The following is an 18,783-nucleotide window of genomic DNA, read 5'->3' on the forward strand; positions in this document are numbered from 1 at the left end:
AAAGGTGTCAACTTAAGGAAACCTTAAACGACGACGATATGTGCTTTATTTCTGTTTATCTTCGATAATTCACTATCTCGCGACCGGGCATTTCATTAAACTCATCGCGATTTTTTCATCAAAAAGAGACTGCATGTTAAACCGTTCTTCTTCCGGTAATCGTCTGGGTCGTCAGGCGTTACTTTTCCCTCTGTGTCTGGTGCTTTACGAATTCTCCACCTATATCGGCAACGATATGATCCAGCCGGGTATGCTGGCCGTGGTGGAGCAGTACAACGCCGGGATCGAGTGGGTACCGACATCCATGACCGCCTATCTGGCTGGCGGCATGTTTTTGCAGTGGCTGCTGGGGCCGCTGTCGGATCGCATTGGCCGTCGCCCGGTGATGCTGACCGGCGTGGTGTGGTTTATCGTCACCTGCCTCGCCATTCTGCTGGCACAAACGATTGAACAATTCACGCTACTGCGATTCTTGCAGGGGGTGAGCCTGTGCTTTATCGGCGCCGTGGGGTATGCCGCTATTCAGGAGTCCTTCGAGGAGGCGGTGTGTATCAAAATCACCGCCCTGATGGCAAACGTGGCGCTGATTGCGCCGCTACTCGGCCCGCTGGTGGGCGCGGCGTGGGTGCACGTTGCACCGTGGGAAGGGATGTTTGTGCTGTTCGCGGCGCTGGCGGCGATTTCGTTCTTCGGCTTGCACCGAGCAATGCCAGAGACCGCCACCCGCCTGGGCGAAAAACTGTCTCTTAAAGAGCTGGGGCGCGACTACAAAGAGGTGCTCAGAAATGGCCGCTTTGTGGCGGGCGCGCTGGCGACCGGATTTGTCAGTCTGCCGCTGCTGGCGTGGATTGCCCAGTCACCGGTCATTATTATTAGCGGCGAGAAGCTCAGCAGCTACGAATACGGTCTGCTGCAGGTGCCTGTTTTTGGCGCGCTGATTATCGGTAACCTGGTGCTGGCACGCCTCACTTCCCGTCGTAGCGTGCGTTCGCTGATCATTATGGGCGGCTGGCCGATTGTGGCCGGGTTAGTGGTTGCAGCGGTGGCGACCGTCGCCTCTTCCCACGCTTATCTGTGGATGACAGCCGGGCTGAGTATTTATGCCTTTGGGATTGGTCTGGCGAATGCCGGGCTGGTGCGCCTGACGCTGTTTGCCAGCGAGATGAGTAAAGGCACCGTATCCGCCGCAATGGGGATGCTGCAGATGCTGATCTTTACGGTGGGCATTGAAGTCAGTAAACACGCCTACAGCTTTGGCGGTAACGGGCTGTTCAGCCTGTTTAACCTCGCCAATGGTGTGCTGTGGCTGGGGCTGATGGTGATGTTCCTGAAAGATAAACGCGTCGGCAGCGCGTTACAGTAAGCTGTTGCCCGGTGGCGTTACGCTTACCGGGCAACTCGCGTGCTAGTTAAATGGCGCTTCCCCGTTCAACGCTTTTTCGATCACGTCCAGCACGCCTTCGTCGTTATTGTGCGGCGCTTCGAAACGCGCCACGGCTTTGATATGCGGTTTGGCGTTTGCCATCGCAAAGCTAAAGCCCGCCTGACGCAGCATCTCAACGTCATTCCCGCTGTCGCCAAACGCTACCACTTCGCTATCGTCGATACCCCAGTGCTGCTGCAAAATCCGCAGTCCGTTCGCCTTGTGCACGCCTGGAATTATCAGATCGATATTGCCATGGCCGGTGGTCACAGGAACCATAATGTCGCTCAATTCCTGATGGATCATCGCCTGCACGCGCGGGATTTCGCTGTCCGGCAGATTCAGCCCAAACTTAAAGAAGATGTCGTCAAGATGGTCAAAGTTATCAACCATCTCCAGGCGATAGTAATACTTCGCCGCCATCTCTTTGAGACTGTCATCGTAAGATTTCAGGGTATAGGCGCTGCTCTTCCCGCAGGCGATCACTTCCACTTCCGGCAGAGAGCAGAGGAAACGCGCCACCGTGTCGAACTGGTTTTTGGTGAGTTCACCGTTAAACACATCTTCACGAGCGTTCACCACCCAGCCGCCGTTTTCGGCGACAAAAGCGATCTCATCGGCAATCTCCGGGAAAAAGGAGATGAGCTGGTAATACTGATTCCCGCTGGCAACCACAAAGCGAATACCTTGCGCCTTCATGCACGCATACTGCGCCAGAAAGCGCTCACGGTTATAGGTTTTGTCGTCGCTCAGGAAGGTTCCATCCATGTCGACGGCGATTAACTTAACGCTCATATCCCTTCTCCATTGCTGAATCTTGTGTTGTAGGTTTTGCCACGGCTTTTGCGACCAGCGCGGCGACAATGACCAGGGCTAACACCACCAGCATGGCGCTGCGTAACCCGTAATGTTCGCCGAGGAACCCGAGCAGCGGCGGGCCGACCAGGAAGGCGAGATAGCCGGTGGTGGCAACCACGCTGACGCGCGTCGGGGCGTCCGGGCCGGTATCGCTGGCGGCCGAAATGGTGAGCGGGAATCCGAGTGACGCACCGGCGCCCCACAGAATGACCGAAACACCGGCGATCCAGTCCACGTCGACAAAAATAATCAGCGCGATACCGAGCGCGCCCATCATCGCGCTGGCGCGCACCACGGCTACGCGGCTGTAACGATCGATAAACCAGCCGCCGGTAAAGCGCCCGACGGTCATCCCGAGGGTAAACCCGGCGTAAATCAATGAACCGGAAGTAGGGCTAAAACCGTGGCCGTCGACCATCAGCAGCGGCAGCCAGTCGTTCGCGGAGCCTTCGGCAAACGCCATCGCCAGCACCACTACGCCAATCAGCATCAGCTGCATATCGCGATAAAAAGGTAACCCTTTCTCGGTCGACTTTTGCTCTTCCGCGCTGTTTTTGCCCGTGCCGTCAGGAATGAAAGTAATACCGGTCAAAATCGGCAAAATACAGATCAGCGCCGCCAGTAAAATGTGCAGGCTCGCGGCGGTCCCAAAGGCGGCCAACGCCATGCCCACACCGGCACCGGCCAGCGTGCCGAGGCTGTAGAAGCCGTGCATCATCGGCAGAACGGTTTTATTCAGCTCGCGCTCGACGGCGGCGCCTTCGACGTTAATCGCCACTTCTGCTGCGCCAAAACTGCCACCAAAGACCATCAGACCAAAGGCAAACATTACCGGCGATGCAAACCACAGGGCGGCGCTGAGGATCAGCATGCCGACCACGGCGCTGCACATGGTGGTACGAATCACTTTACGCGTACCAAAGCGCTTCACCAGCCATGCCGAGCAGAGAATACCGCTCATCGAACCGATCGACAGACCAAACAGCACGATGCCCATTTCTGCCGTCGAGACCGACAGAATATCGCGGATCGCGGGGGTGCGCGTCGCCCAGGACGCCATCAGCAATCCGGGGATGAAAAAGAACATAAACAGTGCCCACAGGCGTCGCTGCAGGGCTTTACGGGGAGAGATCAACGTCATTGAGGAGCACCAGAAGTACAACAATAGCGACAACACTAGCAAGTTTGTGTACATTTGTACACAAACCGAAAGGGGAAAATATGAGCAGACGACCAAACGATCCGCAGCGTCGGGAGCGGATCCTTCAGGCCACCCTGGAGTCCATTGCAGAGCATGGCATCAATGCCGTGACGCACCGTAAAATTGCCAGCTGCGCGGGTGTGCCGCTGGGGTCGATGACCTATTATTTCGACGGGATAGACTCGCTGCTCGAAGAGGCGTTTACCGGATTTACCCAACAAATGTCGCTGCAATACCGCGAATTTTTTGCCGGTGTTACCGGTCCAGAAATGGCCTGTGAAGCGATCACCACCCTGATCCACAGCTCAGAAGTGACCACGCCGCACAATATGGAGCTGATGTACCAGCTGTATGCGCTGATGAGCCGTAAACCGGCGCTAAAAAAAGTGATGCAGGACTGGATGCAAACCAGCCAGAGCACGCTTGAGCAGTGGTTTGACCCGGTGACGACGCGTGCGCTCGATGCGTTTATCGAGGGCATGACCCTGCATTTTGTGACGGACCGGGAGCCGCTGTCACGCGAAGAGATCAGGGCGATGGTGAGGCGCATCGCAGGATTTTAGCATTAGCCTAGGGTCGCACCCGCCGTCACGTTGACCATCGTCGCGGTCATCGCACGGGCATGTTCAGAGGCCAAAAATGCAATCACACCGGCCACCTGCGGCAGGGTTGGCAGCCGCTTGAGCATCGTGCTGTGCGCGGCACCTTCCATAAACTGCTCGACCGTTACTCCCATCGACTGCGCTTTTATCGCGAATAACTCTCCTGTGTAAGAACCCGCCTGAACCGCGCCGCTGATAGCATAAGAGCGCACGCCCGTAACGCGGATGTTCTTCGGACCCAGTTCGCTGGCGAGCGCATTGACGAACGCCTCAATGCCCGCGCAGCCGACGATATGCCCAAGATGACCGGGTATCGCCATCGGGCCTGCCGGTGCGACAACGGTGATTATCACGCCCTCGCGATCGCCACCCATATGGGGGACGACGGCCTTTGAGAGAGTGAAAAGGGCGGTGAGAAACGGATCAAATCCCTGCCTGAACTCTGCCAGGGATAACTCTGCGAGGCGTTTGCCTTGATCGTGCATGAATCCTGTTGCGTTAACGACCACATCAATGCCGCCGGTCTGCTCTGCCAGTTTCGCGGTTTGCTCAAGAACAGAACGTTCATCAAGGACGTCGATAACACGTGATTCAGCGATTCCACCAGCAGAACGGATGTCGTTAGCCACGCGCTCCAGCTTATCCCGATTTCGGGCGACGAGGAAAACATGCGCTCCCTCTCGCGCCAGTACTCGCGCGGTTTCGCTACCTATCGCGCCGCTTGCGCCGAAAATGACAACGGTTTTGGTTTTCATCAGCATGGCCTTTTCTCAATTAAAGAGGCAGGGGGAGTTCAAAGTATGGGTGCAAATGGAGTAGGGGCAAGTGGAGGAAACAGGAACCTGGTACTGCTTATATCATCGGGTAATGGTGCTAGTGCGACGGTGATATTGATGGAGCAGGAAAGTAGGGTGACGCAGCGGGTTTGACATGGCTGTGAATGTCAGGCAACAAAAAACCCATCAACCTTGAACCAAAATGGCGGGGTTGATGGGCTCCACAAAATGGGGGACATCAAAGAAAAGCAGTGGCAATAGTTATGACTGCCTCATATACAAAAAGTTCTGCGCATCGCGAAAATAATTCGGGGATGCGCAAACTTCAGAGTTATCCGAGCGCGGGCCAGATAATGATGATCAGCGTACCGGCAAGCGTCAGCAGGACGTTGGCGATGGCGTACGTGCCTGCGTAGCCCAGCGCCGGGATGTTGCTGCGGGCGGTGTCGCTGATGATTTCCATCGCCGGTGCACAGGTGCGTGCACCCATCATGGCGCCAAATAGCATTGCGCGGTTCATGCGCAGCACGTAAGCGCCGAACAGGAAGCAGATTACCACCGGCAGCAGGCTGACGATCAACCCGGCGACCAGCATCTGCCAGCCGACAGCGCCCAGACTGTGTCCGATGCCGCTGCCTGCGCTCAAACCCACGCCCGCCATAAAGACCATCAGGCCAAACTCTTTCACCATGTTCAGCGCGCCCTGCGGGATATAGCCGAAGGTCGGGTGGTTGGCTCGCAGGAAGCCGAGCATGATCCCGGCGAACAACAGACCTGCAGCGTTACCCACGCCGAAGCTAAAGTTGCTGAACTGGAAAGTGATCATCCCAATCATCAGGCCGACAATAAAGAAGGCGCAGAAGGCGAGCAGGTCGGTAACCTGGCTGTGAATGGAGATAAAGCCGATGCGGTCGGCAACGGTTTTCACGCGGCGCGCGTCGCCACTGACCTGAAGAACGTCGCCTTTGTTCAGCACGACGTTATCGTCAATGGGCATCTCAATCTGGCTGCGGATGACCCGGTTCAGGAAGCAGCCGTGATCCGTCAGCTTCAGCTGTGCCAGACGACGTCCGACGGCGTTATGGTTTTTCACTACAATCTCTTCCGTGACGATACGCATGTCGAGCAGGTCGCGGTCGAACACCTCTTTACCGTTACGGAAACTCGGGTCAAGGCGCGCGTGCGCGTCCGGGTAGCCGACCAGGGCGATATCATCCCCCATCTGCAGCACCGCATCACCGTCCGGGTTAGCCAGAATACCGTTGCGACGGATACGTTCGATGTAGCAGCCCGTCTGGCGGTAGATACCCAGCTCGCGCAGGTTTTTGCCGTCGGCCCAGGCAACCAGCTCCGGCCCGACGCGATAGGCGCGAATGACGGGCAGATAGACTTTACGTTTGGTATCGGTGTCCAGACCGCGCTCGCGCGCAATCTGCTGGGCGCTGGTCTGGAGATCCTGATGCTGCAGTTTAGGCAGATAACGCGCAGCGACGATAAGACTCACCAGCCCAATCAGATAGGTCAGGGCGTAACCGAGACTCAGGTGATCAAGCGCCAGCGAAAGCTGACCGCTCTCCATACCCGAGTGGCGCAACGTATCACCCGCACCGACCAGCACCGGCGTCGAAGTCATTGAACCGGCCAGCATCCCGGCGGTTAAGCCGATATCCCAGCCAAACAGTTTACCCAGCCCTAACGCTATCACCAGGGCGCTGCCGACCATCACCAGCGCCAGCATCAGATAATTTTTGCCGTCGCGGAAAAAAATTGAAAAAAAGTTCGGCCCTGCTTCCACGCCAACACAAAAAATAAACAGCATAAAACCGAGATTAAGCGCATCCGTGTTAATGCTGAAATGCTGCTGGCCTAATAATAATGAGACCACTAAAACGCCAATGGAATTACCAAGTTGAACTGAACCCAGGCGTAATTTACCCAGACACAGTCCCAGTGCCAGTACAACAAATAATAACAGGATGTAATTCCCATTTAACAAATCTGCGACGTTTATATTCACGGAGGCTAACTTCTTGTTTACCGTTAAGCTGTTGAAAGGATGGGGGATTTAGGCTACTGTTTTATCCCATGTGAGTGAAGGGATTCTCCCTTTCGCCCATACAGAATATATCCCACAGAACAATAACTGGCCGATAGTCTAATCGTATTAGATATCCAGGGCCAGAAAAGATCGCGTAACAATCTATGAGCTTTGGCAAGGAATGCCACATTGCATTATCTGACTGGGCGTCCTCTGGACGAATGTGTATTCGATAGTGATGGAGTCAGGAGGATTTTTGAACATCAAGCGGAACTGGACAGGTGTCGTCTGCTGTTTTCTACTGTTTATCGCCGTATGCCTTTCTTTAGCCTTCCATGTGAAGGGGGCATTCAGGGCATCAGGCCATCCTGAACTGGGTTTACTCTTTTTCATTTTGCCAGGTGTGGTGGCGAGTTTCCTCTCGCGCGGGGGAGAAGTGGTCAAACCGCTGATTGGCGCGATGCTCGCGGCACCGTTATGTCTGGTGGTGATGCGTCTCGTTTTTGTCTCGCCGCGCTCGTTATGGCAAGAGCTGGCGTGGCTGTTGAGCGGGATTTTCTGGTGTGCGCTGGGGGCGCTCTGTTTTATGTTCGTGCGCAGCCTGGTGTATCGCTGGCGACACAAATAAAAACGCCCTCCTGAGAGGGCGTTATCGCGTTACTGGGCTGCAAACAGTCCCAGATTTTCTTTAGCGTAGGCTTCGAAATCGGTGAAGCCGCCAATGTGCGTCTGATCGAGGAAAATCTGAGGAACAGTTTCAACAGGTTTACCCACGGTTTTTTCCAGATCGGCTTTGCTGATGCCTTCCGCGTGGATATCCACGTAGCGGAAGTTAAAGTCATCGCGCTCGGCGGTCAGTTTTTCTGCCAGTTCTTTAGCGCGGACGCAGTAAGGGCATCCCGGACGTCCAAAAATCACTGCAAACATATCTCTCTCCTCAAAACGTAAGCCCGACGGCGAATGGCGCTTAGTGTGCCCGATAACACTTGCTCATGGAAAGCAGGTTTTACCTGTCGCTTTAATACTTACAGACTATGTTTTGCCAATTACATCACACTTTTCTTTGCCTATACTGGCTGTCAAACCGCGTTCAGACAGACAAAAGAGAGACCCAATGACGCCGACTATTGATACCATTCGCGCCCACCGTTCCATCCGCCATTTTACCGATCGGCCAATCAGCGACGCCGAGCGCGAGGCGATTGTGGACAGCGCGAGAGCAACCTCCAGCTCCAGCTTTTTGCAGTGCACGTCGATTATCCGCATCACTGACCCCGCAATGCGTGAAAAGCTGGTGACACTCACCGGCGGACAACCGCACGTGGCGCAGGCCGCAGAGTTTTGGGTGTTTTGTGCCGACTTCAACCGCCATCTGCAAATCTGCCCGGATGCCCAACTGGGTCTGGCGGAACAGCTGCTGCTTGGCGTCGTGGACACGGCGATGATGGCGCAAAATGCGCTGACGGCAGCGGAATCCCTGGGATTAGGCGGCGTGTACATTGGTGGCCTGCGTAACAATATCAACGACGTGACCGAACTGCTGGCGTTGCCAAAACACGTTTTACCGCTGTTTGGCCTGTGCCTCGGCTGGCCGGCAGATAATCCGGATCTCAAGCCGCGTATGCCAGCGGCGATGCTTGTGCACGAAAATCACTACCAGCCGGTGGATGCGCAGGTTCTCGCCCAGTATGATGAAGAACTCGCCAGCTACTATCTTTCGCGCGGAAGCAATAATCGCCGCGATACCTGGAGCGATCACATTCGTCGCACCATCATTAAAGAAAACCGTCCGTTTATTCTCGACTATTTGCATAAACAGGGCTGGGCTGTGCGTTAAGTCCATTCATCCTGTGCCAGCCTGCGTGTATGATACGCAGGCTTTTATCGAGTCTTTAGAGAGGTGCAGGGTGAAAATTGCCATTTTGTCCCGGGATGGAACGCTCTATTCGTGTAAACGTCTGCTTGAGGCAGCTAATAAGCGTGGCCATCTGGTTGAGATCCTCGACCCGCTGTCGTGCTATATGAACATCAGCCCGGCGGCGTCCTCGATACATTACAAAGGCCGCCATCTGCCGCACTTCGATGCGGTGATCCCCCGCATCGGCTCGCAAATTACCTTCTACGGCACCGCCGCGCTGCGCCAGTTTGAAATGCTCGGCAGCTATCCGCTGAATGAATCCGTCGCTATTACCCGCGCGCGTGACAAGCTCCGCTCCCTGCAACTGCTCGCCCGTCAGGGGATCGATCTGCCTGTCACTGGCATTGCCCATTCGCCAGACGACACCAGCGATCTGATCGACATGGTCGGCGGCGCGCCGCTGGTGGTGAAACTGGTGGAAGGCACGCAGGGTATCGGCGTGGTGCTCGCAGAAACGCGCCAGGCTGCCGAAAGTGTGATCGACGCCTTTCGTGGTCTCAACGCTCACATTCTGGTGCAGGAATATATTGAAGAGGCAAAAGGGCGCGACATTCGTTGCCTGGTGGTCGGCGACGAAGTGGTGGCTGCCATTGAACGTCAGGCGAAAGACGGTGATTTTCGCTCGAATCTGCACCGGGGCGGCGTGGCGCGTATCGCTGACATCAGCGATCGCGAACGCGAGATTGCCATCAAAGCGGCGCAAACCCTGGGGCTGGATATTGCTGGCGTCGATATTCTGCGCGCCCATCGCGGACCACTGGTGATGGAAGTCAATGCATCACCTGGCCTTGAAGGCATCGAAAAAACCACCGGAATAGATATCGCCGGTAAAATGATCTCCTGGATCGAACGCCACGCCACGCCGGGCTTTTGCCTGAAAACGGGTGGTTAGGGCTGCATTTTTTGCGTAATCTAAGCGAAGTTTTTATCTAAGAGGCTGCACTGCTATGGATTTACAGGTCGTTCCAACACTGGATACGTTACGTCAATGGCTCGACGATGCAGGCATCACCTATTTTGAGTGTGATTCCTGTCAGGCGTTGCACCTGCCACATATGCAAAATTTCGACGGCGTGTTTGATGCCAAAATCGATCTGATTAACGACGTTGTGCTTTTCTCGGCGCTGGCGGAGGTCAAGCCCTCGGCATTACTGGCGTTGGCGTCTGATTTGTCGGCCATTAATGCCGGTTCTTTGACGGTGAAAGCATTTCTCGACATACAGGATGATAATCTGCCAAAGCTGGTGGTTTGCCAGTCTTTATTCGCCGGGGCAGGGGTGTCGTTTAAGCAGTTTGCCTGGTTTATGCGCCAGAGCGAAGAGCAGATTTCCATGGTCATGCTGGAAGCCAGCGCGCACCATTTACTCTTTACCACGGAAGAGGAAATGGAGAATAACGATTCACGCGAATCGTTCCTGCACTAAGCCTTTCCGACCTGCACGCAGTCGCTGCCATGGCGGCTGCACATCACAAAATTTTCCTCTGGCTGTAACCTTTCTTTAAAGAATTATTCACCTTATCGCAGGCCATTTCGGCTTATCAGATAGACAGATCCTGCATAAAAAATTGATAAAAGGCGTTTTTTAATCTGGGCTATAGCCTGGGGCACGCGCTACAGTTATTCTTGCGGAGCTTAAAAAAGCGAGCAAAAACTGCCAAAAGATTTTTTCTTTTGCGTCAGGCAGAGCGACAAAGTATGCATGATTCTTGCATATCACCAATTGCATGGTTGTAGTTCGTTTGTTAACAACAGTTAACGAGCTTTCATAAGGAATAACGATATGATCGCCTTGAATAAAAAATGGTTATCGGGTCTGGTTGCGGGTGCTCTGATGGCTGTCTCTGCCGGCACGCTCGCTGCGGAACAAAAAACGCTGCATGTCTATAACTGGTCTGATTATATCGCGCCGGACACGGTTGCGAATTTCGAAAAAGAGACCGGGATTAAAGTGGTTTACGACGTCTTCGACTCTAACGAAGTGCTGGAAGGCAAACTGATGGCAGGCAGCACCGGCTTCGACCTGGTCGTGCCGTCAGCCAGCTTCCTTGAGCGTCAGCTTACCGCGGGCGTGTTCCAGCCGCTGGATAAAAGCAAGCTGCCAAACTGGAAAAACCTCGATCCTGAGCTGCTGAAGCTTATCGCCAAACATGACCCGGAAAACAAATTCGCCATGCCGTACATGTGGGCAACCACCGGCATTGGCTATAACGTCGACAAAGTGAAAAAAGCGCTGGGTGCAGATGCGCCGGTCAACAGCTGGGATCTGGTGCTGAAACCAGAAAACCTCGAAAAACTGAAAAGCTGCGGCGTCTCCTTCCTTGATGCGCCTGAAGAGGTGTTCGCCACCGTGCTGAACTACCTCGGCAAAGATCCGAACAGCACCAAAGCCGACGACTACACCGGCCCGGCGACGGATCTGCTGCTGAAGTTGCGTCCAAACATTCGTTACTTCCACTCCTCCCAGTACATTAACGATCTCGCCAACGGCGACATCTGCGTGGCGATTGGCTGGGCAGGTGACGTCTGGCAGGCGGCGAATCGCGCGAAAGAAGCCAAAAACGGCGTGAACATCTCCTATTCGATTCCAAAAGAGGGGGCGATGGCCTTCTTCGACGTCTTCGCGATGCCTGCGGATGCGAAAAACAAAGACGAAGCCTATCAGTTCCTTAACTATCTGCTGCGTCCGGACGTGATTGCGCATATCTCTGACCACGTCTTCTATGCCAACGCCAACAAAGAAGCGACACCGCTGGTGAGCGCGGAAGTGCGTGATAATCCGGGGATTTATCCACCGGCTGACGTGCGCGCCAAAATGTTCACTCTGAAAGTGCAGGATCCGAAAATCGACCGCGTGCGTACCCGCGCGTGGACGAAGGTGAAAAGCGGTAAATAACAGCGGTTATGCAGGCCGGGCACGCGTTGCGCTGCCCGGCAAAACGCACCGTTCGGGTGCGTTTGCACTATTTTAGATTTCTGCCGGAGAGCACCCCGTGAATGAAACCATCCCCCGCCCGCAGGCGAAAACCCGTAAAGCGCTGACTCCGCTCCTCGAAGTCCGTAATCTGACCAAATCGTTCGACGGCCAGCACGCCGTGGACGACGTCAGTCTGACGATTTATAAAGGCGAAATTTTTGCGCTGCTAGGCGCATCAGGCTGCGGGAAATCCACGCTGCTGCGCATGCTGGCCGGATTTGAACAACCGACGTCCGGACAAATTATGCTGGATGGTGTCGATCTCTCCCGCGTTCCTCCCTATGAACGCCCGATCAATATGATGTTCCAGTCCTACGCGCTGTTTCCCCACATGACGGTGGAGCAGAACATTGCCTTTGGCCTCAAGCAGGACAAGCTGCCGAAAGCGGAAATCGCCGCGCGCGTGGCGGAAATGCTGAGCCTGGTGCACATGCAGGAGTTTGCGAAACGTAAGCCGCATCAGCTTTCCGGCGGCCAGCGTCAGCGCGTGGCGCTGGCGAGAAGCCTGGCAAAACGCCCGAAACTGCTACTCCTCGACGAGCCGATGGGGGCGCTCGATAAAAAACTGCGCGACCGCATGCAGCTCGAAGTGGTGGATATCCTTGAGCGCGTCGGCGCGACCTGCGTGATGGTCACCCACGATCAGGAAGAGGCGATGACCATGGCCGGGCGTATCGCGATCATGAACCGCGGCAAGTTCGTGCAAATCGGCGAGCCGGAAGAGATTTATGAGCATCCGACCACCCGCTACAGCGCCGAGTTTATTGGCTCGGTCAACGTCTTCGAAGGGCTGCTGAAGGATCGTCAGGAGGACGGCCTGGTGATTGACTCGCCGGGGCTGGTGCATCCGCTCAAAGTCGATCCGGACGCGTCGATTGTCGACAACGTCCCGGTCTACGTGGCCCTGCGCCCGGAAAAAATCATGCTTTGCGAAGAGCCGCCTGCGGATGGCTATAACTTTGCCGTCGGGGAAGTGGTCCATATTGCCTATCTGGGCGATCTCTCGATCTATCACGTGCGCCTCAAAAGCGGGCAGATGATCAGCGCCCAGTTGCAGAATGAACACCGCTACCGTAAGGGGCTGCCGACCTGGGGCGACGAAGTGCGTCTGTGCTGGGATGCGGACAGCTGCGTCGTGCTGACGGTATAAGGAGTGGCCATGAATACACTTGAACCACCGGCCCGCGTGCAAAAATCGGGCGGTTTCGCGCAGTGGCTGACGCGCATGCAGATGGCGCATGGCCGTAAGCTGGTGATTGCCATGCCGTACGTATGGCTGATCCTGTTGTTCCTGCTGCCGTTTTTGATCGTCTTTAAAATCAGCCTCGCGGAGATGGCGCGCGCGATCCCGCCGTACACCAATCTGATGGAGTGGGCCGACGGCCAGCTGTCGATCACCCTTAATCTCGGGAATTTTCTCCAGCTCACGGACGATCCGCTCTATTTTGAAGCTTATCTGCAGTCGCTGCAGGTGGCGGCGATCTCGACGATCTGCTGTCTGGCGATGGGCTATCCGCTCGCCTGGGCGGTGGCGCACAGCAAACCCTCGACGCGCAACATCCTGCTGCTGCTGGTGATTTTGCCTTCGTGGACTTCATTCCTGATCCGCGTGTATGCCTGGATGGGCATTCTGAAAAACAACGGGGTGCTGAATAATGTCCTGATGTGGCTCGGCGTTATCGATCAGCCGCTGACGATTTTGCACACCAATCTGGCGGTCTATATCGGGATTGTGTACGCCTATCTGCCGTTTATGGTGCTGCCGATTTACACGGCGCTGACGCGGATTGACTACTCACTGGTGGAAGCTTCGCTGGATCTCGGCGCGCGTCCGCTGAAAACCTTCTTCCAGGTGATTGTGCCGCTGACCAAAGGCGGGATTATTGCGGGGTCTATGCTGGTCTTTATCCCGGCGGTGGGCGAGTTTGTGATCCCGGAACTGCTCGGCGGCCCGGACAGCATCATGATTGGCCGCGTGCTGTGGCAGGAGTTCTTCAATAACCGCGACTGGCCGGTGGCGTCGGCGGTGGCGATTGTGATGTTGCTTCTGCTGATCGTGCCGATCATGTGGTTCCACAAACATCAGCAAAAACAGATGGGAGATCACGGATGAACAACTTACCGGTGGTGCGCTCCCCGTGGCGAATTGTGATTCTGGTGCTCGGCTTTACCTTCCTCTACGCGCCGATGCTGATGCTGGTCATCTACTCGTTTAACAGCTCCAAACTGGTGACGGTCTGGGCGGGCTGGTCGACGCGCTGGTACGGCGAACTGTTCCGCGATGACGCGATGATGAGCGCGGTGGGGCTGAGTCTGACCATCGCCGCCTGTGCGGCGACCATGGCGTCGATTCTCGGCACGATTGCAGCGATGGTGATGGTGCGTTTTGGTCGCTTCCGAGGCTCGAACGGCTTTGCCTTTATGATCACCGCGCCGCTGGTCATGCCTGATGTGATTACCGGTCTGTCGCTGCTGCTGCTGTTTGTCGCGCTGGCGCACGCCATCGGCTGGCCGGCTGATCGCGGCATGCTGACGATCTGGCTGGCGCATGTGACTTTCTGTACTGCCTATGTGGCTGTGGTGATTTCGTCGCGCCTGCGCGAACTGGATCACTCCATCGAAGAGGCGGCGATGGATCTCGGCGCAACGCCGCTGAAGGTCTTCTTCATCATTACGCTTCCGATGATCATGCCTGCGGTGATTTCCGGCTGGCTGCTGGCGTTTACCCTGTCTCTGGACGATCTGGTGATCGCCAGCTTCGTCTCCGGGCCTGGGGCGACCACGCTGCCGATGCTGGTCTTCTCCAGCGTGCGAATGGGCGTTAACCCGGAGATCAACGCCCTGGCGTCGATCATCCTCGGTGTGGTGGGTATTGTCGGTTTTATCGCCTGGTATCTGATGGCGCGGGCGGAAAAACAGCGTGTGCGTGATATCCAGCGTGCAAGACGCGGCTGAAGCATTTAAAATTCTCAATGAAGTGCCGCGCCTGTCGCGGCACTGTTTTTCAGGGAAGTAAAAACATTGGGACTGTTTACCAAATCACGACATTCGCATGCGCGCCTCAATGTACCTGCACTGGTGCAGGTAGCTGCGCTCGCCATTATTCTGATTCGCTGCCTGGATTTGCTGATGGTGTTTAACATGCTCGGCGTGCGGGGCGTGGTCGAGTTTATCCATCGCAGCGTGCAGACATGGAATCTGACGCTGGTCTTTTTCGCAAGCCTGGTGCTGGTGTTCGTCGAGATTTACTGCGCCTTTTCCCTGGCGAAAGGGCGTAACTGGGCGCGCTGGGTCTATCTCCTGACTCAGGTGATCGCCACGGGGTATCTGTGGGCCGCCTCGATTGGATACGGCTACCCTGAGCTGTTCAGTATTGCCGGGGAGTCGAAGCGGGAAATTTTCCGTTCGCTGGTGATGCAGAAATTGCCTGATCTGTTGGTACTGTTCCTGCTGTTTGTCCCGGCATCCAGCCGACGGTTCTTCCGCCTGCAATAATGTGTATAATCGCTGCCCTCGCGAACAATGAGGTTTTCCTATGCAGTGCGCACTTTATGACGCCGGTCGCTGCCGCTCCTGTCAGTGGATAGAACAGCCGGTTTCCCAGCAACTTACCGCCAAAATGGCCGATCTCCAGCACCTGCTTGCTGAACATCCGGTCGCGGAGTGGTGCGCGCCCGTCAGTGGACCGGAGCAGGGCTTTCGCAATAAAGCCAAAATGGTGGTCAGCGGTAGCGTCGAAAGGCCGCTGCTCGGCATGCTGCATCGCGACGGCACGCCGGAAGATCTCACGGAATGTCCGCTCTATCCCGCTTCCTTTGAGCCGGTGTTTGCCGCGCTGAAACCCTTTATCGCCCGCGCTGGTCTGACGCCTTACAACGTTGCCCGTCAGCGCGGTGAGCTGAAATATCTCCTGCTGACGGAAAGCCAGCTCGACGGCGGGATGATGCTGCGCTTCGTGCTGCGCTCTGAAACCAAGCTTGAACAACTGCGCGCCGCGCTGCCCTGGCTGCAACAGCAGTTGCCGCAGCTGAAGCTGATTACCGCGAACATTCAGCCGGTGCATATGGCGATCATGGAAGGGGAGAAAGAGATCTTCTTCACTGAACAGCAGGCGCTGGCAGAGAATTTCAACGGCGTGCCGTTGTGGATACGCCCGCACAGTTTCTTCCAGACCAACCCGGTGGTTGCCAGCCGACTGTACGCCACGGCGCGTGACTGGGTGCAGGCGTTAAATATCGATCATATGTGGGATCTCTTCTGCGGGGTCGGCGGGTTTGGCCTGCACTGCGCGACGCCGAACATGAAATTGACCGGGATCGAGATCTCCGCCGAGGCGATTGCCTGCGCAAAGCAGTCTGCCGCCGAGCTGGGCTTAACGGACCTCCATTTCCAGGCGCTGGACTCCACGCAGTTTGCCACGGGGCAGGGCAGCTTCCCGGACCTGGTGCTGGTGAACCCTCCGCGTCGCGGCATCGGTAAAGCTCTCTGCGAATACCTGAGCCAGATGGCGCCAAACACCCTTATCTACTCCAGCTGCAATGCGCAGACCATGGCCAAAGATATCGCGATGCTGTCGGGCTATCGCGTCGAGCGGGTACAGCTTTTCGATATGTTCCCGCATACGGCGCACTATGAAGTGTTAACGCTGTTGACTCGCAGATAAAAAAGATAAGTCGGGTCAGCACAGCGCTGCCCGACACCCTCCCGCACAATCTTCAACAAAATGTGAACTCTTCGATGCCCTAAAATCAGGTAAGCTTGAACTATTCACGATGAAGTAAGGCTTACCGATGAAGCACATCCTGCTGGTGGAAGACGACAGCGATATTGCGTCACTGCTGCGATTAAACCTCGAAGACGAAGGCTATGCGATCACGCACGAAGCGGACGGCGCGCGGGCATTGCAGTTGCTCGACCGCACTCACTGGGACGCGGTGATCCTCGATCTGATGCTCCCGAACGTGGACGGCCTGGAGATCTGCCGCCGCATCCGTCAGCTTACCCGCTATCTGCCGATTATCATCATCAGCGCCCGCAGCAGTGAAACCGACCGCATCACCGGGCTTGAAACCGGCGCCGACGATTACCTGGCCAAACCCTTCTCCGTCCAGGAGCTGATCGCCCGTATCAAAGCCCTGTTTCGCCGTCAGCAGGCGATGGGGCAGGCGCAGACCAGCGGCACGATTGTCGCGCACGGGCTGACGCTTGATCCGCTCGCCCGCAGCGTGCGTCTGCACGGCAAAGAGGTGGATCTCACGCCGCGCGAATTCGAGTTGCTCTGGTTTTTTGCCCGTCACCCCGGCGAGGTCTTTTCGCGGCTGGCGCTGCTGGAACAGGTCTGGGGGTATCAGCACGAAGGCTACGAGCACACCGTTAACACCCACATTAACCGCCTGCGGATCAAAATCGAAAAAGATGCCGCCGAGCCGGAAATTATTCGCACCGTCTGGGGCAAAGGCTACAAATTTGCGGAACTGAACCATGATGCGACGTCTTAGCCTCAGCCAGCGGCTGACGCTGCTGTTTATCCTGCTGCTGATCCTCTGTGCCACCGTGGCCTGTGTGGTGCAGCTCTACGCCAGCAAACAGTACGGTAACGCCATGGTGCAGCGTCTTTCCAGCAGTCTGGCGCAGCAGATCCTTCAGCGCGAGCCGCTGCTGGACGCCGAAGGGGGCGTTGACCGCAGCCGCCTGAAACCGCTGTTTGATCGGCTGATGACCTTTAATCCCAGCGTTGAACTGTACGTGATCTCACCCGATGGCGATCTGCTGGCCGACGCCGCACCGCCGGGCCATATTAAGCGGCAAAAAATCGCCATCGCGCCGCTGCAAACTTTTCTCAGTGGCACCAGTTGGCCGGTGTACGGTGACGATCCGCGCAGTCTGGATAAACAGAAAGTGTTTAGCGTAACGCCGCTGCGCCAGGACGGGGAGCTGCGCGGCTATCTGTATATTATCCTGCAGGGCGAGGAGTTTAACGCTCTGGCGGATATGGCGTGGCACAAGACGCTCTGGAGCACGGTAATGTGGTCTCTGCTGCTGGTAGCGGGCTTTGCCCTGCTGGCGGGAGGACTGGTCTGGTACTGGGTCACGCGGCCGGTAAAAAGGCTGACTGCGGAAGTGTCTGGGCTGGAGCAGGACAGTATCAGCGCCATTAAACAGCTGGCAGCGCAAACGCCGGTGCCGGGCTCGGCGGATGAAGTGACGCAACTGCGCAATACTTTTATCGAGCTGGCGCGCCAGATCACCGCGCAGTGGGACCGGCTGGCCGACAGCGACCGGCAGCGCCGGGAATTTATCGCCAATATCTCTCACGATTTACGCACGCCGCTGACGTCGTTGCTGGGCTATCTGGAGACCTTGTCGCTAAAATCCGCCACCCTGAGCGCCGGGCAGCATCAGCAGTATCTGGCGACGGCGCTCAGACAGGGGCAAAAAGTGCGTCATCTCTCGCAGCAGCTGTTTGAGCTGGCCCGGCTGGAGCACGGCGGCATCAAGCCGCAGCGCGAGCGTTTTGCGATGGCGGAACTGATCTCTGACGTAGCACAGAAATTCGAACTGACCGCCCAGACGCGCCAGCTTCGGCTGCATATCGACGTGCCGGGGCCGCTGCCGCTGGTGTTTGCCGATGTGTCGATGATCGAGCGGGTAGTGACGAATCTGCTGGATAACGCCGTGCGTCATACGCCGTCGGGCGGCGATATCCGGCTTTCCGTGTGGCAGGAGAATGAACAGCTGCAGGTAGAAGTGACCGACAGCGGGCCGGGCATTGAGGCGTCGTTGCGCGAAGAATTGTTCCAGCGTCCCTCGGCGTTAAGCCAGCAGGCATCGCGGGAGAATCGCGGTGGGTTAGGGCTGTTAATCGTGAAAAAGATGCTGGAGCTACATGGGGGGGGAATCAGTCTGTTGGATTCTGAACCGGGGGCGACATTCCGCTTTTTTGTGCCGCTTTAAGAAAAACCGGGCGGCGCAACCGCCACCCGGCAATATCA

The 18,783-nt window shown here is 56.3% G+C and carries 19 protein-coding genes; 14 read left to right on the forward strand and 5 right to left on the reverse strand.

Annotated elements, in window-relative coordinates:
• Positions 1 to 133 precede the first annotated feature (133 nt).
• On the forward strand, positions 134 to 1,363 hold the full coding sequence (locus tag F153LOC_RS15115; RefSeq protein ID WP_102105170.1) for an MFS transporter: 1,230 nt from the start codon (positions 134 to 136) through the stop codon (positions 1,361 to 1,363).
• 42 nt (positions 1,364 to 1,405) lie between these two features.
• Here F153LOC_RS15115 and F153LOC_RS15120 read toward each other — a convergent pair whose 3' ends face one another.
• A complete protein-coding gene (locus F153LOC_RS15120; RefSeq protein ID WP_102105169.1) occupies positions 1,406 to 2,218 on the reverse strand; it encodes a Cof-type HAD-IIB family hydrolase in 813 nt (270 codons plus the stop codon).
• Positions 2,208 to 3,422: an MFS transporter gene (locus tag F153LOC_RS15125; protein ID WP_102105168.1), complete on the reverse strand. Its 1,215-nt coding sequence runs from the start codon at positions 3,420 to 3,422 to the stop codon at positions 2,208 to 2,210. Before F153LOC_RS15125 ends, F153LOC_RS15120 begins: the two co-directional genes overlap by 11 nt.
• Positions 3,423 to 3,502: 80 nt before the next feature.
• Here F153LOC_RS15125 and F153LOC_RS15130 point away from each other — a divergent pair, with 80 nt between their 5' ends.
• The gene (locus F153LOC_RS15130; RefSeq protein WP_100777056.1) at positions 3,503 to 4,045 is read left to right on the forward strand and encodes a TetR/AcrR family transcriptional regulator; all 543 of its coding nucleotides are present in this window, start codon (positions 3,503 to 3,505) and stop codon (positions 4,043 to 4,045) included.
• 2 nt (positions 4,046 to 4,047) lie between these two features.
• Here the strand turns inward: F153LOC_RS15130 and F153LOC_RS15135 are convergent, their stop codons facing one another.
• Complete coding sequence (locus F153LOC_RS15135) at positions 4,048 to 4,845, reverse strand: SDR family NAD(P)-dependent oxidoreductase (protein WP_102105167.1); 798 nt, start codon at positions 4,843 to 4,845, stop codon at positions 4,048 to 4,050.
• Between the two features lie 346 nt (positions 4,846 to 5,191).
• Complete coding sequence (locus F153LOC_RS15140) at positions 5,192 to 6,877, reverse strand: aspartate:alanine antiporter (protein ID WP_100777054.1); 1,686 nt, start codon at positions 6,875 to 6,877, stop codon at positions 5,192 to 5,194.
• A gap of 277 nt (positions 6,878 to 7,154) precedes the next feature.
• Here F153LOC_RS15140 and F153LOC_RS15145 point away from each other — a divergent pair, with 277 nt between their 5' ends.
• Positions 7,155 to 7,526, forward strand: a complete 372-nt coding sequence (locus F153LOC_RS15145; RefSeq protein ID WP_100777053.1) for an inner membrane protein YbjM — start codon at positions 7,155 to 7,157, stop codon at positions 7,524 to 7,526.
• 29 nt (positions 7,527 to 7,555) lie between these two features.
• Here the strand turns inward: F153LOC_RS15145 and F153LOC_RS15150 are convergent, their stop codons facing one another.
• The gene (locus tag F153LOC_RS15150; protein WP_095281388.1) at positions 7,556 to 7,825 is read right to left on the reverse strand and encodes a GrxA family glutaredoxin; all 270 of its coding nucleotides are present in this window, start codon (positions 7,823 to 7,825) and stop codon (positions 7,556 to 7,558) included.
• A gap of 187 nt (positions 7,826 to 8,012) precedes the next feature.
• Here F153LOC_RS15150 and nfsA point away from each other — a divergent pair, with 187 nt between their 5' ends.
• The 11 genes from nfsA (at position 8,013) to F153LOC_RS15205 (ending at position 18,745) form a co-directional block, all read left to right on the forward strand.
• A complete protein-coding gene (nfsA, locus tag F153LOC_RS15155; RefSeq protein ID WP_100777052.1) occupies positions 8,013 to 8,735 on the forward strand; it encodes a nitroreductase NfsA in 723 nt (240 codons plus the stop codon).
• Between the two features lie 70 nt (positions 8,736 to 8,805).
• Complete coding sequence (rimK, locus tag F153LOC_RS15160; protein ID WP_100777051.1) at positions 8,806 to 9,708, forward strand: 30S ribosomal protein S6--L-glutamate ligase; 903 nt, start codon at positions 8,806 to 8,808, stop codon at positions 9,706 to 9,708.
• A gap of 55 nt (positions 9,709 to 9,763) precedes the next feature.
• Entirely contained in the window at positions 9,764 to 10,240 is a 477-nt protein-coding gene (locus F153LOC_RS15165) for a YbjN domain-containing protein (protein ID WP_100777050.1), read from the forward strand.
• A gap of 357 nt (positions 10,241 to 10,597) precedes the next feature.
• Positions 10,598 to 11,710, forward strand: a complete 1,113-nt coding sequence (potF, locus tag F153LOC_RS15170; RefSeq protein WP_100777049.1) for a spermidine/putrescine ABC transporter substrate-binding protein PotF — start codon at positions 10,598 to 10,600, stop codon at positions 11,708 to 11,710.
• A 97-nt stretch (positions 11,711 to 11,807) separates the two neighbouring features.
• Positions 11,808 to 12,941 carry a putrescine ABC transporter ATP-binding subunit PotG gene (gene potG, locus F153LOC_RS15175; protein WP_100777048.1) on the forward strand — a complete coding sequence of 378 codons (1,134 nt, stop codon included), beginning with the start codon at positions 11,808 to 11,810 and terminating at the stop codon, positions 12,939 to 12,941.
• Positions 12,942 to 12,950: 9 nt separating this feature from the next.
• A complete protein-coding gene (potH, locus tag F153LOC_RS15180; RefSeq protein WP_100777047.1) occupies positions 12,951 to 13,904 on the forward strand; it encodes a putrescine ABC transporter permease PotH in 954 nt (317 codons plus the stop codon).
• Positions 13,901 to 14,746 (forward strand): putrescine ABC transporter permease PotI, encoded by an 846-nt coding sequence (potI, locus tag F153LOC_RS15185; protein WP_100777046.1) that lies wholly within the window; start codon positions 13,901 to 13,903, stop codon positions 14,744 to 14,746. The genes potH and potI overlap by 4 nt, the downstream gene beginning before the upstream one ends.
• A 42-nt stretch (positions 14,747 to 14,788) precedes the next feature.
• The gene (locus F153LOC_RS15190) at positions 14,789 to 15,286 is read left to right on the forward strand and encodes a YbjO family protein (RefSeq protein ID WP_228483451.1); all 498 of its coding nucleotides are present in this window, start codon (positions 14,789 to 14,791) and stop codon (positions 15,284 to 15,286) included.
• 40 nt (positions 15,287 to 15,326) lie between these two features.
• Complete coding sequence (gene rlmC, locus F153LOC_RS15195; protein WP_102105166.1) at positions 15,327 to 16,454, forward strand: 23S rRNA (uracil(747)-C(5))-methyltransferase RlmC; 1,128 nt, start codon at positions 15,327 to 15,329, stop codon at positions 16,452 to 16,454.
• Between the two features lie 127 nt (positions 16,455 to 16,581).
• Positions 16,582 to 17,289, forward strand: a complete 708-nt coding sequence (locus F153LOC_RS15200) for a response regulator transcription factor (protein WP_100777043.1) — start codon at positions 16,582 to 16,584, stop codon at positions 17,287 to 17,289.
• Positions 17,273 to 18,745, forward strand: a complete 1,473-nt coding sequence (locus tag F153LOC_RS15205; RefSeq protein ID WP_102105165.1) for a sensor histidine kinase KdpD — start codon at positions 17,273 to 17,275, stop codon at positions 18,743 to 18,745. The genes F153LOC_RS15200 and F153LOC_RS15205 overlap by 17 nt, the downstream gene beginning before the upstream one ends.
• Positions 18,746 to 18,783 lie beyond the last annotated feature (38 nt).

The organism is Lelliottia sp. F153, from assembly GCF_002870005.1.
In the GTDB taxonomy this organism is placed as follows: Bacteria; Pseudomonadota; Gammaproteobacteria; order Enterobacterales; family Enterobacteriaceae; genus Enterobacter; species Enterobacter nimipressuralis.

Excerpts from the sequence above, each read along its gene's own strand:
- F153LOC_RS15200 (WP_100777043.1), top strand. The coding sequence starts at position 16,582 with ATGAAGCACATCCTGCTGGTGGAAGACGACAGCGATATTGCGTCACTG.
- F153LOC_RS15205 (WP_102105165.1), top strand. The coding sequence starts at position 17,273 with ATGATGCGACGTCTTAGCCTCAGCCAGCGGCTGACGCTGCTGTTTATC.
- F153LOC_RS15150 (WP_095281388.1), bottom strand. The coding sequence starts at position 7,825 with ATGTTTGCAGTGATTTTTGGACGTCCGGGATGCCCTTACTGCGTCCGC.
- potF (WP_100777049.1), top strand. The coding sequence starts at position 10,598 with ATGATCGCCTTGAATAAAAAATGGTTATCGGGTCTGGTTGCGGGTGCT.
- F153LOC_RS15125 (WP_102105168.1), bottom strand. The coding sequence starts at position 3,422 with ATGACGTTGATCTCTCCCCGTAAAGCCCTGCAGCGACGCCTGTGGGCA.
- nfsA (WP_100777052.1), top strand. The coding sequence starts at position 8,013 with ATGACGCCGACTATTGATACCATTCGCGCCCACCGTTCCATCCGCCAT.
- F153LOC_RS15115 (WP_102105170.1), top strand. The coding sequence starts at position 134 with ATGTTAAACCGTTCTTCTTCCGGTAATCGTCTGGGTCGTCAGGCGTTA.
- potI (WP_100777046.1), top strand. The coding sequence starts at position 13,901 with ATGAACAACTTACCGGTGGTGCGCTCCCCGTGGCGAATTGTGATTCTG.
- F153LOC_RS15130 (WP_100777056.1), top strand. The coding sequence starts at position 3,503 with ATGAGCAGACGACCAAACGATCCGCAGCGTCGGGAGCGGATCCTTCAG.
- F153LOC_RS15120 (WP_102105169.1), bottom strand. The coding sequence starts at position 2,218 with ATGAGCGTTAAGTTAATCGCCGTCGACATGGATGGAACCTTCCTGAGC.
- F153LOC_RS15165 (WP_100777050.1), top strand. The coding sequence starts at position 9,764 with ATGGATTTACAGGTCGTTCCAACACTGGATACGTTACGTCAATGGCTC.
- F153LOC_RS15135 (WP_102105167.1), bottom strand. The coding sequence starts at position 4,845 with ATGCTGATGAAAACCAAAACCGTTGTCATTTTCGGCGCAAGCGGCGCG.
- rlmC (WP_102105166.1), top strand. The coding sequence starts at position 15,327 with ATGCAGTGCGCACTTTATGACGCCGGTCGCTGCCGCTCCTGTCAGTGG.
- potH (WP_100777047.1), top strand. The coding sequence starts at position 12,951 with ATGAATACACTTGAACCACCGGCCCGCGTGCAAAAATCGGGCGGTTTC.